Raw genomic sequence first — 14,324 nt, 5'->3', positions numbered from 1 at the left:
TTGCGTTCATCCCGGGGATGACGTTACACCGGTGGACTGACCACCTGTTCCCCGCGCCCCAAATCCCGCTCGCGCAGGAAAATATAAAATCCCGCGCCGATGATGATGGCGCCGCCCACGATCGTCGCCGGCGACGGAACGTCGCCGAACACGAGATATCCGAACATCACCGCCCAGACGATCATCGAATACTGATACGGCACCACCAACGAGGCCGGCGCGAGCTTGAGCGAACGGTTGCCGCAGAGCAGCGCGCCGACCGAGATGCAGCCGGCCGCGGCGAACAGGCCCAGGCTGCCCAGGGTCGGCGCGACCCAGCCGACCGGCGCCAGCACGGCGCCAAAGGCAAACGTGCCGGCAAATTGCGCCGACGCCAGCACGATATCGGGCGTCGCGCGCAGCGAGCGGGTGATCAGCATCAGCACCGCGAACGCCATGCAGCCGCCGAGCGCGACCATCGCCGGCCATGTCACCGTCTGCGCCGAAGGCCGCAACGCGATCAGCACGCCGCAGAACCCGATCAGGACCGCGCTCCAGCGCCGCCAGCCGACCCGTTCGCGCAGCACGACGGCCGACAGCGCCGTGACGAAGATCGGACAGGCCAGATAGTAAGTGATCACGTCGGCGAGCGGCAGATAGACAGTGGCGAGGAAGAAAGCGGCGACCTCCAGTGTCGAGAGGATCACGCGAAACAATTGCAGCCATGGCCGTTCCAGCCGCCGAAATTCACCGCGATGGCGCCAGATCGACGGCGACAGCACGATCAGCGCCGCGGTAGCGCGTAGCAACAGCAATTGGCCGACCGAATAGGTCGCGACGATGAATTTTGCCGAGCGTATCGCCGAACGCAAACATGCACACCGACATCAGCATCAGGCCAATGCCGGCGAGCCGCGCGGAATGCGCGTCGGTATCGGTCGAGATTCTCGAAAGCAGGCTCATATCCGGCAGCGCATCGTGTTATGGGTCATGGCCGGACATAGTCGTCTGAAGGACGGCGTCGCTTCCGCTTGCCTATGTTCGGGCCATCCACGCGTTATATGCGGCGCTGTTTTAAAGACGTGGATGCCGGGGACAAGCCCAGGCATGACGAATTGGCAGGATTTGTAAAACCCTCAGGGAATATCAGCCATGTCCGACTTCGATCCCGCGATGCATCGCATGGTGCCGCAACAACGCTGGTTCGAGGATTTCGTGCCCGGCGAACGCTTTGTGATCCCCAGCCGCACCATGACATCGGCGGTTTTCGCAGCCTTCCAGACCGCCAGCGGCGATACCCATCCGGTACATTACGACGCCGAATATTGCCGCGCCCGCGGCATGCCTGACATGCTCGCGCATGGTTTCCAGACCTTGATCCACACGGCTCCTGGAGCGGGACTGTTTCCCTATCTGGTGGAGGAATCGCTGGTCGGGTTTCTCGAACAGTCGAGCCGGTTCTTGAAGCCGGTGTTTGCCGGCGACACCATCTACCCCGCGCTCGAAGTGACCGAGCTTGTGCCCGGCCGCACCACCGGCGTGGTGGTCCTGCGCAGCACTGTGTTCAATCAGCGACGCGAACTGGTTTTGGAGGGATCGCAGAAATTCCTCATTCGCAGGCGGGCCGCCCAACCGTAATGGCGGGTAGACCGGCTACCTCACTCACTCGATCACCTCGTCGGCGCGGGCGAGGATACTGGCAGGAATGTCGAGGCCCAAAATTTTTGCCGTCTTGAGATTGATGGCGAGCTCCACTCTTGTGGATTGCTGAACCGGAAGATCGGCGGGCTTCTTGCCCGCAAGAACCTGACCGGTATAGACGCCCACCGAATGGAACTGATCGACAACACTGCCGCCGTAGCTTATCAAGCCGCCGGCGCGGGCGAAGAAACGGAATGATCCGACCGCAGCCAATGCGTTGCGCGCAGCGAGCGACGCCAGTTGTTGGCTCCTGCTACCGAAATACGCATCGGCGCCGATGATCAGAGCATCAGCGCGCAGTGCCGCCAATTCTGCGAAGGCCTTTTCGATTTCCTGTTCGTTCGCTGCACGAAGGACGTGGAGCTGAAGCCCCATCGTTTGCGCCGCCGCGCGCGCGTCATCCGATAACGGATCGGCGAGCGCGGTCGCCGGGTTGACAAGCAATCCAATCCGTCTCGCGCCGGGCATCATTTCGTGCAGAAGCTCCAGCCGCTTCTGCCCCAGTTCGAGATTGAAATTGGTAACACCGGTGATATTGCCCGAGGGCCGGTTGAGGCTGGAGACGATTCCAAACGCCACCGGGTCGCCGCCGACCGCGAAGATGATCGGAATGGTACTCGTCGCAGCCTTCGCGGCCTGTGCCGAAGGCACGCCGCCCGCCGCGACGATGGCCGCGACCTTTCGCTGAACAAGATCGGATGCCATCTCGACCAATCCGCCGTAACCGTCGCCCCAGCGGTATTCGATGGCAACATTGCGGCCCTCATCGTAGCCGGCCTCGCTCAGTCCGCGGCGGAACGCCTGCATCGGATCTGTCGTCTTGTCCGGCGCTCCGCTGCTGAGATACCCGATCACCGGCATGGTCTGCTGCGCGCGCACCGCGAGCGGCCAAGCCGCCGCGCCACCGAGAAGGGTCATGAACTGGCGGCGCTTCATGAAGTTTTCCGGATTTCGCGGGTTGTTGGCTCGAGACCGTTGCAGCCCATTAAAGTCCTAAATTATTGGACTTTATCAATACTTTCCCGGCTAAAAGGTTGCCGCATCGACGCCCCTGCCTTACCTATAGAACATGAAATTTCTCGACGAAGCAAAAGTCTACATCCGCTCCGGCGACGGCGGCAATGGCTGCGTGGCGTTTCGCCGCGAGAAGTATATCGAGTTCGGCGGCCCCAGCGGCGGCAATGGCGGCCGCGGCGGCGACGTCGTCATCGAAGCAGTCGACGGCCTGAACACGCTGATCGACTATCGCTACCAGCAGCACTTCAAGGCGCAGAAGGGCACCAACGGCATGGGCAAGGATCGCCACGGCGCCAACGGCAAGCCGGTCGTGCTGAAGGTGCCGGTCGGCACGCAGATCTTCGACGAGGATCGCGAGACCCTGATCCACGATTTCACCACGCTCGGCGAAAAATTCGTGCTGGCCGAAGGTGGCAATGGCGGCTTCGGCAACGCGCATTTCAAATCCTCCACCAACCGCGCGCCGCGCAACGCCAATCCCGGTCAGGAGGGCGAAGAACGCTGGATCTGGCTGCGGCTGAAGCTGATCGCGGATGCCGGCCTGGTCGGCCTGCCCAATGCCGGCAAGTCGACTTTCCTCTCGGTGGTCAGTGCGGCGAAACCGAAGATCGCCGACTATCCGTTCACCACGCTGCATCCGCAGCTCGGCGTGGTGAACGCCGACGGCCGTGAGTTCGTGCTGGCGGATATTCCGGGATTGATCGAAGGCGCACATGAAGGCGCCGGCCTCGGCGACCGGTTTCTCGGCCATGTCGAGCGCTGCCGCGTGTTGCTGCATCTGGTGGATGCGACCTGCGAGCATGCCGGCAAGGCCTACAAGACGGTGCGGACCGAGCTTGACGCCTACCAGGGCGACCTCGCCGGAAAAATCGAGATCGTGGCGCTGAACAAGATCGACGCGGTGACGCCGGAACAATTGAAAGCGCAAAAGGACCGCCTGAAGCGCGCCGCTAGGAAGACGCCGCTATTGATATCGGGCGTCACCGGCGAAGGCGTCAAGGACGCCTTGCGCGCGCTGGTCGCGGTGATCGGCGAAGCCCCGGTGTCGACAAAGGCCAAGGGCGCGGCGCAAGCGGAGCCGTGGCTGGCGTGAACATGACGCGCCCGAAGAATGTCATCTGGATCATGTGCGATCAATTGCGCCATGATTATCTCGGCTGCACCGGGCACAAGACGCTGAAGACCCCGAACATCGATGCGATGGCCAAACGCGGCGTGCGCTTCTCCAACGCCTATGTGCAGTCGCCGATCTGCGGCCCGTCGCGGATGTCGTTCTATACCGGCCGCTACATGCGCTCGCACGGTTCGCACTGGAACGGCTGGCCGCTGCGGGTCGGCGAGCCGACGCTCGGCGATCACCTGAAGAAGATTGGCGTGCGCAATGTGCTGGTCGGCAAGACCCATATGGCGCCGGACCTCGAAGGCATGAAGGCGCTTGGCATCGAGCCTCAATCGATCATCGGCGTGCATGTGGCGGAATGCGGCTTTGAGCCCTATGAGCGCGACGACGGCCTGCATCCATCGGGCCGCCCTCGCCCGCGCTACGATACTTACCTGCGTGAAAAGGGATTTGAGGCGGCCAATCCCTGGGAGCATTGGGCCAATTCCGGCGCCGATGCGGATGGCAGCCTGCAGAACGGCTGGCTGCTGGTTCATGCCGACAAGGCGGCGCGGATTCCGGACGAACATTCCGAGACGCCCTACATGACGCGCCGTGCGATGGACTTCATCGCGGAAGCCGAACACGACGGCCGTCCATGGTGTCTTCATTTGTCCTACATCAAGCCGCACTGGCCCTATATCGCGCCCGAACCCTACGCCAGCATGTACGGCGCAAGCGACGTGCAGCCGGCAATTCGGTCGGAGAAGGAACGCCAGGAGGCGCATCCGGTTTTTGCCGCCTATATGGACATGCGCTACTCCCGGAACATGTCACGGGACGAGGCGCGCGAAAAAGTCATCCCGGCCTATATGGGCCTGATCAAGCAGATCGACGACCAGATGGGCGTGCTGATGCGATTTCTCGAAACGCGAAGCCTGCTCGACACCACCATGATCGTGTTCACCTCGGACCATGGCGATTATCTCGGCGATCACTGGATGGGCGAGAAAGATCTGTTCCATGATCAATCCGCCAGAATCCCGCTGATCGTGATCGATCCGTCTGCTGAGGCCGACGGTACCAGAGGCACGGTCTGCGATGCACTGGTCGAGGCGATCGATCTGGCGCCGACCTTCATCGAATATTTCGGCGGCAAGCCGCCGGATCATATTCTGGAGGGACGCTCGCTGATGCCAATGCTGCACGGCGCAACGCCCGCCGGGTGGAGAAAAGCGATCTTCTCGGAATACGACTATTCGATGCAGGACGTCCGGCTGAAGCTGAACCAGCCGATCGAGCAATGCCGGCTGTTCATGGTGTACGACGGTCGCTGGAAATACATCCATGCCTCGGGTTTCCGCCCGATGCTCTATGACCTCCAGAGCGATCCGCAGGAATTAGCCGATCGCGGCGACGACCCCGCATGCGCCGATGTCATCGCGCGGCTGCAGGCAGCCTTGTTCGAGTGGGCGCTGCATCCCAAGGACCACATCACCACCAGCAATGAGAAGATCGCGGCCTACGCGGAAAACCAGCTTCAGGTCAAAGCCGGCGTGCTGATCGGTATCTGGGACGAGACCGAGCTTGCCGCGATCGAGCGGAAAATCGGGCTACGGCCGCAGTAGCGCCTGCTCAAATAACGCCCGATCAATTGTTGATCTTGTAGCCGGTCGCCTTGACGATCGGCTGCCAGAGTGCGGTGTTGGCGGCGAGTTCCTGGACAAGGCCTTGCTGCGTGGAGCCGACCGGAATCAAGCCGATCGTCCACAGCTTTTCGCGGATCTCGGGTTTGGCGATCGCAGCCGCCACCGCCGCGCTTAACTTGCCGGCAAATTCCGGTGGACTGCCGGCCGGCAGCCACATGCCGTACCAGCCGTCGGCAACCAGATCGATGCCGTTCTCCTGCAATGTCGGGACATCGGGCAGGAACGGCGAACGTTTGACGCTGGCGACGGCAAGAACCCTGAGACCGCCGGCCTGATGCTGGGCGACCACATCGGCAACCGTGGTCACCGCGAACGGCAGGTGACCGCCCATCATGTCGTTGATGATGGGCGTGGTGCCACGATAGGCCACCCGCGTTAAGGGAATGCCGAGCACCTGTTCAAGCCTCGATCCGGTGAAGTGCGGAATGGTGCCGTTGCTTGGCACGCCAAACGTCGCCTTATCCGGATGAGCCTTGAGCCAGCCGACAAATTCCTTGAAATCCCTGGCATCGACGGCGGGGCCCACGACGACGCAAAACTCGAAGCGAGCGAGCAGCGAGACCGGCACGAAATCCCGGGCGGTGTCGAAACTTGGCTGGGCCTCCACCATCGGCAGCAGATACATGGTCGGGCCGGTGGTGACGAGGATCGTTGTCCCGTCGGGACGAGAATTCTTGACGGCCGTGATGGCGATCAGTCCATCCCCGCCGGTACGATCCTCGACGATGAAATTGCGGTCGAGCGGTTCGGTGATCTGCTGCGCGAGAATCCGGCACAGCGAGTCGCCGCTGCCGCCCGCCGCGAACGGAAAGATGATCCTGGTCAATGGGCCGGATTGGGCGAACCCATCGCCCGCCTTTACGGTTAACGACAGACCGGCGCATGCCGCAATAAAATCCCGGCGATTCATTCGATGTTCCGTCCCTGGCCGATTTGGCTTGTTACACTGAATACGCCAGCTTGCACCGGCCGTCATCCTGCTGCAAAACGGTATTATTGCGAGATCACAGGGAGAAATCGATGATCGGCTATGTCACCCTGGGCACCAGGGACCTCAAGAAGGCCGCGGCCTTCTATGACAAGATCGCGGCCGAGATGGGCATCGGACGCTTCATGGAATCCGACGATTTTATCGCCTGGGGCTCGGGCGATGGCGCGGGCCTCGGGCTGACCAAGCCGTTCGACGGCAAGCCGATGTCGGTCGGCAATGGCGTCATGGTCGCTTTGGCTGCCAAGGACCGGGCCGAAGTCGATCGCATCTACAAGCTGGCGCTGTCGCTGGGCGGCACCGACGAGGGTGCTCCCGGGCCGCGTGGCGACGGCGGCTTCTATGCCGCGTATTTCAGGGATCTTGATGGCAACAAGCTCAATGCCTTCGTGATGAGTTGATATAAGTTTACCCCCTCGCAGCACACCGTCATACGTGGCGACGAAGCAATCCATTTCTTTTCTGCTTCGCGTCTGGATTGCTTCGCTTCGCTCGCAATGACGACAAAAATTGACCCGTTCACCATGGCCCGCCCTGAACTCAAAAATTTCCGCCGCATCGTCGTCAAGGTCGGCTCGTCGTTGCTGATCGATTCCGATGCCGGGGAGGTGCGGGCGTCATGGCTCGCGGCGCTTGCCGCGGACCTCGCAAAACTGCACGGCGAGGGACGCGAGTTGCTGGTCGTCTCGTCGGGTTCGATTGCGCTCGGGCGCAGCCGGTTGAAGCTGCCGCGCGGAACGTTGAAACTTGAGGAAAGCCAAGCCGCGGCAGCGGTGGGACAAATCGCGCTGGCGCGAATCTGGTCGGAAGTGCTGGGCCATCACGAGATCGGCGCCGGCCAGGTTCTCGTCACCTTGCAGGACACCGAGGAGCGCCGCCGTTATCTCAACGCGCGCTCGACCATCGCGAAGCTTCTGGAATGGCGCGCGGTGCCCGTGATCAATGAAAACGACACGGTCGCCACCAATGAAATCCGTTACGGCGACAACGATCGCCTCGCCGCCCGCGTCGCCACCATGGCGAGCGCCGATCTTTTGATCCTGCTGTCGGATATCGATGGCCTCTACGATGCGCCGCCAGGCAGCAATCCCGATGCGAAACTGGTTCCGATCGTCGAATCCGTCACGTCCGAGATCGAAGCGATGGCGGGAGCTGCGGAATCCGAACTGTCGCGCGGTGGCATGCATACCAAGATCGAGGCAGCGAAAATCGCAACCACCGCCGGCACCCATATGCTGATCGCATCCGGCAAGATCACGCATCCGCTGCAGGCGATATCGGATGGCGGGCGCTGCACCTGGTTTCTGACGCCGGCCAATCCGGTAACCGCGCGCAAGCGCTGGATCGCGGGCTCGCTGGAGCCCAAGGGCACGCTTACCATCGACGCCGGTGCGGTGAACGCGCTGCGCGCGGGCAAGAGCCTGCTGCCGGCCGGCGTCATCCGGGTTGACGGGCAATTCGCGCGCGGCGATGCCGTGGTGGTACGCGGCCCCGACACCCGCGAAGTTGGCCGCGGCCTCGTCGCCTACGACGCCGAGGACGCCGAGAAGATCAAGGGCCGCTCGTCGCCGGACGTCATGATCATCCTTGGCACCAGCGGCCGCGCGGAGATGATCCACCGCGACGATCTGGTGATCGGCCCCGGCGGCACATTCTCTTAAGGTAGGCCAATGGCCTACCGGCCGCTCATTGACCGCAATATCCGGCCCCAGCAACCGGCTGCCAAGCCTCCCGCGACCTCGCAAAACCCGGATTTTCGTGCTAGGATAAGACCTTAACTGGACTTGAAACCGATATGACCGCGCCGTTGAAGGCGATCGACGGAAACGCCGATTTGCCGACCCTGATGACCGACCTTGCCGCCCGCGCGCGCGCCGCCGCGCGGGTGCTGGCGATGGCGTCGCCCGAGCAGAAGAACCGGGCGCTCGATGCGATGGAGCGCGCCATTCGCGGCTCCGCATCTGCGATTCTCGCCGCCAACGCCGAGGATGTCGCGGAAGCCCGCGCTGGCGGCGAAAGTACAGCCTTCATCGACCGCCTGACGCTGACGCAGGCGCGCATCGAGGCGATGGCCGACGGCGTCGCGACCGTGCGCCAGATTGCCGATCCGATCGGCGTCGTGACCGAAAGCTGGCAGCGCCCGAACGGCATGACGATCGAGCGCGTGCGGGTGCCGCTCGGCGTCGTCGCGGTGATTTTCGAAAGCCGCCCCAACGTCGCCGCCGATGCCGGCGTGCTGTGCCTGAAATCCGGCAACGCCGTCATCCTGCGCGGCGGCTCGGACAGTTTTCGCTCCTGCCGCGCCATCCACGAATGCCTGGTGCAGGGGCTGCGCGAGGCCGGCCTGCCGGAGGCTTCGATCACGCTGGTGCCGACCCGTGACCGGGCGGCGGTGGGCCTGTTGCTCGGCGGATTGAACGGCGGCATTGATGTGATCGTGCCCCGCGGGGGCAAGAGTCTCGTCGCCCGCGTCGAGGCCGAAGCCCGCGTCCCGGTGTTCGCGCATCTCGAAGGCGTCAACCACGTCTATGTCGATCACGCCGCCAATCTCGAAATGGCGAAATCGATCGTGCTGAACGCCAAGATGCGCCGTCCCGGCGTCTGCGGCGCCGCCGAGACCCTGCTGGTCGATCGCGCCGGCGCAGCGGCCAATCTCAAGCCGCTTGTCGCAATGCTGCTCGACGCTGGCTGCGAAGTGCGCGGCGACGACGCCGTGCAACGGGCCGACCCGCGGGTACGGCCGGCTTCCGACCAAGACTGGGACACCGAATACGAGGACGCGATCATTGCCGCGCGGGTCGTCGACGGCGTCGACGAGGCGATCGCGCATATCCATAACCACGGCTCGCATCACACCGATGCGATCGTGACCGAGGACCAGGTCACGGCGCGCAAGTTCCTCAATGAAGTCGATTCGGCGATCGTGCTGCACAACGCATCGACCCAGTTCGCCGATGGCGGCGAATTCGGCTTCGGTGCCGAAATCGGCATCGCCACCGGCAAATTTCACGCCCGCGGTCCGGTCGGCGCCGAACAATTGACCAGTTTCAAATATCGCGTCCACGGCACCGGACAAACGCGGCCGTGAACGCCAGAGAGTCTTCAAACGCCTCTCAGTCCATCCCTTTCCATACCAGCGGCATGCGCATCGGCCTGCTCGGCGGCTCCTTTAACCCGTCCCATCACGCCCATCGCGCCATCAGCCTGTTTGCGATCAAGCGGCTGAAACTCGACCGGGTCTGGTGGCTGGTCAGCCCTGGCAATCCGCTCAAGGACAATGGGGAATTGCGCGATCTCGACCAGCGCATGGAAGCGGCGCGTGGGATGACCGCCGATCCGCGTATCGACGTCAGTTGTCTCGAATCCGTCATCGGAACGCGATACACTGTCGACACCATTCTTTATTTGCGACGCCGCGCTTGCGGCCTTCGCTTTGTCTGGATCATGGGCGCTGACAATCTTGCGCAGTTTCATCGCTGGAAGAACTGGCGGCGCATCGCTTCCGAAGTGCCGATTGCGGTGATAGATCGTCCGCCGCAAAGTTTTCGCGCGCTGGCAGCGCCCGCCGCCCAGGCGCTGGCGCGTTATCGCCTGCCCGAGAGTGAGGCCGCTGGACTGGCAGACCGGCGCGCGCCGGCCTGGGTGTTTCTGACGGGCATCAAGCTAGCGCTGTCATCGACCGGCTTGCGGAACCCCGACGGCAGCTGGAAGACAAAGAAGTGACAGTGAGAAAAGAAGTAACGGAACCGGATCACTGGAATATTGAAACCATTAACCCCACATGCGTAGTATAGCGAGCGGGCGTCGGGATTCGGCGTCCGCGATACAGTGAAAGGAATGGTCCCTGGCCACATCTGTATTGTCCAAGTCTGTTTTACCCAAGGTTGCCAAGACGTCACCTAAAACCGCGCGTAAAACATCGACCCAAGCTGCGGCCTTGAAGGCGCAACCCGACGCCGACAAGACCCTGAAACTGATCCTCTCCCGCCTCGACGATATGAAGGCGGAAGAAACGGTCACCATCGACCTTCGCGGCAAATCCGCATTTTCCGACTACATGATCGTAACCTCGGGCCGGGCCAACCGGCACGTCGGCGCGATCGCGGAAAATGTCGCCAAGGGTCTCAAGGAAACCGGAATCAAAAGCATCCACATCGAGGGCTTGCCCAATTGCGACTGGGTGCTGATCGATTCCGGCGACGTGATCGTGCATGTGTTCAGGCCCGAGGTACGCGAGTTCTACAATCTGGAAAGATTGTGGACGCAAGGACCAACGGCGGCCAAGGCGATTTGAGTCGATCCGGACTGTAGCGCCGATGTGAATCGGCCGAACGCGTGGTACCCTGCGCGCGTCGAACGACGCGCGAGTTTCGATTTGACGCGTTTTCCGCGGCCAGCCGGTTTCCACCCTCGGGTCAGGTTCGAGGGCATGCTTTGCCGGAAAATTCTTGATGCATCTCGTCGTCATCTCAATTGGCCGGCTGAAGCAGGGCCCGGAACGGGAACTGGCCGAACGCTACCGCGAGCGATTCGACGACATCGGCCGCAAGCTCGGTTTTCGCGGTCTCCAGATGCATGAAATTCCCGAAAGCCGCGCGCGTGACGCTGCGACCCGGATCGCCGAGGAGGCCGCGGCGATTTCAGCCGCGATCCCGGCGAAATCCGTCCTGGTGGCGCTCGACGAGCGCGGCGATAACATCGACAGCAGCGCTTTTGCCCGGCATCTTGGCCGCTGGCGGGATGAACAGGTCGCCGGCGCTATTTTCGCGATTGGCGGCGCGGACGGACTTTCGCCCGATTTGCGGCGCAAGGCCAAGCTGCGGATGGCGTTCGGCTCGGCGACCTGGCCGCATCAAATCGTTCGCGTGATGCTGCTGGAACAAATTTATCGGGCCGCGACCATCCTGGCTGGCCATCCCTATCACCGCGCGTAAGCTCCATCACCGAAAAGCACAGAAGGCCTTGATTCGAATTCGATGCAACCGGCGCGGAACATTGATTTGAAGCCCTGCGCCGCCCTTGGCGGCGGGTTCCGTTCGCTCCGCATTGCGCTTTTCGTTGCATCGTTGTTCGCCGGCATGAACCTGCCGCTCGCTTTCGCACAGGTCGCGGAATCGACGCCGCAGGCGATAACCCTCTCGCCCGAGGCGATCAAGCAGCGCGAGCAGGAACTCGAGGCCGCCCGGGAGCAGCAAAAAAGCGCTACGGAATTGCAGCAGAAACTCAAGACCGACATCGCCGCGATCGGTCAGGACCGCAGCAAGCTCAATGCGCAGCTGATCGACATCGCCGCGCAGGTGCGTAGCGTCGAGACCAGGATCAATGATGCCGAAGCGCGGCTGCGTCCGCTCGATAGCCGCGAGCAGCAGATTCGTAGCTCGCTCGATTCGCGCCGTTCCGAGATTGTCGAGGTGCTGGCCGCGCTGCAACGCGCCGGACGGCGCACGCCGCCGGCCTTGCTGGTGCGTCCGGAAGACGCCCTGCAATCGCTTCGCACCGCCATGCTGCTCGGGTCCGTGGTGCCCGAATTGCGCGCGCGTGCTGAAAAACTGGCAGCGGACCTCGGCGAACTGGTTGCGCTTCGCAAGACCATCGCCTCGGAGCGCGACCGGCTGGCAGTCGACCGCGACAAACTCACCAGCGACCAGACCCGGCTCGCCGCCCTGATCGACGAACGGCAGCGGAAACAGAGTGCGATCGAAAAGGACATGGAAGCGGAAGGCGCGCGCGCCCTCACCCTGTCAAAGCAGGTCGACAGCCTGCAGGGCTTGATCGCCAAAATGGAGCAGGATTTGAAGAGTGCCGCGAAAGCGGCCGCAACCGCCAACCTGCAGGGCGCCCCGGCCACCCTCAACGGCAAGCCGAATCTGGCGGCCCTGAAGGACCCGGCCCGGATGGCCCCGGCTATTGCTTTTGCGTCCGCCAAGGGTTTATTCGCAATGCCGGTTAATGGCGTCAAGATTCGCGAATTTGGCGGTTCCGACGGCGCAGGTGGCGTCGAAAAAGGCATTTCTTTGGCGACCCGGGCCGGCGCCCAGGTCACAACACCGTGTGACGGCTGGGTTGTTTACGCCGGACCGTTTCGCAGCTACGGACAACTCTTGATCCTTAATGCCGGGGGCGGGTATCATGTGCTGATCGCCGGGATGGAGCGCATTTCGGTCAGCATCGGCCAGTTTGTACTTACGGGGGAGCCGGTCGCGACCATGGGGACCACGTCCCAGGTTGCATCCATCCTTGCGGCTAACGCGAGCCAGCCCGTGCTCTATATCGAGTTCCGTAAGGACGGCACTCCCATCGATTCAGGCCCATGGTGGGCCGCAAGTGAAGGCGAAAAGGTTCGCGGATGATGCGCAAGACTTCCATAGTTCTACTCAGCGCGGCCACCGGAGCTGCGTTGATGTTGTTCGTGACCCAGCCACGTTCCGTGTTCATGGGATCGAGCGCGCGCGCCGCGACATCGGATACCTACCGCCAGCTCACCCTGTTCGGCGACGTGTTCGAACGGGTCCGCAGCGATTATGTCGAGAAGCCGGACGACAGCAAACTGATCGAATCGGCCATCAGCGGCATGCTGGCAGGCCTCGATCCGCATTCGAGTTACATGGACGCCAAGAGCTTCCGCGACATGCAGGTGCAGACCCGCGGCGAATTCGGCGGACTCGGCATCGAAGTCACGATGGAAGACGGATTGATCAAGGTGGTTTCGCCGATCGACGACACGCCGGCGTCGAAGGCCGGCATCATGGCCAACGACATCATCACCAATCTCGACGACGAGGCCGTGCAAGGCCTCACCCTCAATCAGGCGGTCGAGAAAATGCGCGGGCCGGTCAACACCAAGATCAGGCTCAAGATCATTCGCAAGGGCCAGGACAACCCGATCGACGTCACGCTGGTGCGCGACAACATCCGCGTCCGCTCGGTGCGCGCGCATGTGGAAGCCGACGATATCGCCTATATCCGCATCACCACCTTCAACGAGCAGACCACCGAAGGCCTGAAGCGGGAAATCGGCAACCTGTCAACCCAGATCGGCGACAAGCTGAAGGGCTTCATCATCGACCTGCGCAACAATCCCGGAGGATTGCTGGAGGAAGCAGTGACGGTTTCCGACACCTTCCTCGAGCGCGGTGAAATCGTCTCGACCCGCGGCCGCAATCCGGAGGAAACCCAGCGCCGCGCCGCGCATCCGGGCGACCTCACCAAGGGCAAGCCGCTGATCGTTCTGATCAACGGCGGCTCGGCATCGGCTTCCGAAATCGTCGCCGGCGCATTGCAGGACCACAAGCGTGCAACGCTGGTCGGCACGCGTTCGTTCGGCAAGGGCTCGGTGCAAACCATCATTCCGCTAGGCTCGGGCAACGGCGCGCTGCGCCTCACCACCGCGCGCTATTTCACGCCGTCGGGCAAGTCGATCCAGGCCAAGGGCATCGTTCCCGATATCGAGGTGCTGCAGGACGTGCCGGACGAGTTGAAGTCGCGGACCGACACCAAGGGCGAAGCCTCGCTGCGCGGCCATCTGAAGTCGGAAGGCGACGAGAAGACCGGTTCGCAATCCTACGTGCCGCCGGACGCCAAGGACGACAAGGCCTTGAAGATGGCGGACGACCTGCTCCACGGCGTCAAGGTCAATGCCACGGCACCCGCTACCGCCGACAAGGCGGCGATCGACAAGGCTGCCGACAAGTCCTCCGCCAAACAAGAGGCGAACTGAGGCGTCACCGGCCTGACCGGCTTTTGCACAATAGGGCGGCCTTCGGGCCGCCCTTTTTGTTGAATGGTCCAGATTGCTGGATGGTCCAGACCTGCAACCGGCGGCTCCTGGAAC

General features: G+C 62.7%; 13 protein-coding genes and 1 pseudogene. 11 read left to right on the top strand and 3 right to left on the bottom strand.

The window, feature by feature from the left end; all coding sequences use genetic code 11:
• Positions 1 to 23: 23 nt before the first annotated feature.
• Positions 24 to 942: pseudogene (locus E7813_RS18470) on the bottom strand (DMT family transporter).
• Between the two features lie 189 nt (positions 943 to 1,131).
• On the opposite strand from E7813_RS18470, the gene E7813_RS18465 reads away from it, so the two are divergent.
• On the top strand, positions 1,132 to 1,617 hold the full coding sequence (locus E7813_RS18465; protein ID WP_291576280.1) for a MaoC/PaaZ C-terminal domain-containing protein: 486 nt from the start codon (positions 1,132 to 1,134) through the stop codon (positions 1,615 to 1,617).
• 24 nt (positions 1,618 to 1,641) lie between these two features.
• On the opposite strand, the gene E7813_RS18460 is transcribed toward E7813_RS18465, so the two are convergent.
• The gene (locus E7813_RS18460; protein ID WP_291576278.1) at positions 1,642 to 2,616 is read right to left on the bottom strand and encodes an ABC transporter substrate-binding protein; all 975 of its coding nucleotides are present in this window, start codon (positions 2,614 to 2,616) and stop codon (positions 1,642 to 1,644) included.
• 133 nt (positions 2,617 to 2,749) lie between these two features.
• Between E7813_RS18460 and obgE the strand changes: the two genes are divergently transcribed.
• Positions 2,750 to 3,790 carry a GTPase ObgE gene (gene obgE / locus E7813_RS18455; protein ID WP_291576276.1) on the top strand — a complete coding sequence of 347 codons (1,041 nt, stop codon included), beginning with the start codon at positions 2,750 to 2,752 and terminating at the stop codon, positions 3,788 to 3,790.
• 2 nt (positions 3,791 to 3,792) lie between these two features.
• Positions 3,793 to 5,424, top strand: a complete 1,632-nt coding sequence (locus E7813_RS18450) for an alkaline phosphatase family protein (RefSeq protein ID WP_291576273.1) — start codon at positions 3,793 to 3,795, stop codon at positions 5,422 to 5,424.
• 22 nt (positions 5,425 to 5,446) lie between these two features.
• Here E7813_RS18450 and E7813_RS18445 read toward each other — a convergent pair whose 3' ends face one another.
• Positions 5,447 to 6,415 carry a Bug family tripartite tricarboxylate transporter substrate binding protein gene (locus E7813_RS18445; protein WP_291576272.1) on the bottom strand — a complete coding sequence of 323 codons (969 nt, stop codon included), beginning with the start codon at positions 6,413 to 6,415 and terminating at the stop codon, positions 5,447 to 5,449.
• 110 nt (positions 6,416 to 6,525) lie between these two features.
• On the opposite strand from E7813_RS18445, the gene E7813_RS18440 reads away from it, so the two are divergent.
• The 8 genes from E7813_RS18440 (at position 6,526) to E7813_RS18405 (ending at position 14,210) form a co-directional block, all read left to right on the top strand.
• Positions 6,526 to 6,894, top strand: a complete 369-nt coding sequence (locus E7813_RS18440; protein ID WP_291576270.1) for a VOC family protein — start codon at positions 6,526 to 6,528, stop codon at positions 6,892 to 6,894.
• 123 nt (positions 6,895 to 7,017) lie between these two features.
• The gene (proB, locus tag E7813_RS18435) at positions 7,018 to 8,154 is read left to right on the top strand and encodes a glutamate 5-kinase (RefSeq protein WP_291576338.1); all 1,137 of its coding nucleotides are present in this window, start codon (positions 7,018 to 7,020) and stop codon (positions 8,152 to 8,154) included.
• A 134-nt stretch (positions 8,155 to 8,288) separates the two neighbouring features.
• Positions 8,289 to 9,581, top strand: a complete 1,293-nt coding sequence (locus tag E7813_RS18430; protein ID WP_291576268.1) for a glutamate-5-semialdehyde dehydrogenase — start codon at positions 8,289 to 8,291, stop codon at positions 9,579 to 9,581.
• On the top strand, positions 9,578 to 10,216 hold the full coding sequence (locus E7813_RS18425) for a nicotinate-nucleotide adenylyltransferase (protein ID WP_291576266.1): 639 nt from the start codon (positions 9,578 to 9,580) through the stop codon (positions 10,214 to 10,216). The genes E7813_RS18430 and E7813_RS18425 overlap by 4 nt, the downstream gene beginning before the upstream one ends.
• A gap of 214 nt (positions 10,217 to 10,430) precedes the next feature.
• Positions 10,431 to 10,787 carry a ribosome silencing factor gene (rsfS, locus tag E7813_RS18420; RefSeq protein ID WP_291576265.1) on the top strand — a complete coding sequence of 119 codons (357 nt, stop codon included), beginning with the start codon at positions 10,431 to 10,433 and terminating at the stop codon, positions 10,785 to 10,787.
• Between the two features lie 157 nt (positions 10,788 to 10,944).
• Positions 10,945 to 11,427, top strand: a complete 483-nt coding sequence (gene rlmH / locus E7813_RS18415; protein ID WP_291576263.1) for a 23S rRNA (pseudouridine(1915)-N(3))-methyltransferase RlmH — start codon at positions 10,945 to 10,947, stop codon at positions 11,425 to 11,427.
• A gap of 144 nt (positions 11,428 to 11,571) precedes the next feature.
• Positions 11,572 to 12,843, top strand: coding sequence for a peptidoglycan DD-metalloendopeptidase family protein (locus tag E7813_RS18410; protein ID WP_291576261.1), 1,272 nt, complete (start codon positions 11,572 to 11,574; stop codon positions 12,841 to 12,843).
• A complete protein-coding gene (locus tag E7813_RS18405; RefSeq protein ID WP_291576259.1) occupies positions 12,840 to 14,210 on the top strand; it encodes a S41 family peptidase in 1,371 nt (456 codons plus the stop codon). The genes E7813_RS18410 and E7813_RS18405 overlap by 4 nt, the downstream gene beginning before the upstream one ends.
• The last annotated feature ends 114 nt before the right edge of the window (positions 14,211 to 14,324 follow it).

It is taken from the genome of Bradyrhizobium sp., from assembly GCF_004799405.1.
Taxonomy (GTDB): domain Bacteria; phylum Pseudomonadota; class Alphaproteobacteria; order Rhizobiales; family Xanthobacteraceae; genus Bradyrhizobium.
The sequence above is the reverse complement of the archived record's forward strand: the minus strand, read 5'-3'. Positions and strand labels throughout refer to the sequence as shown.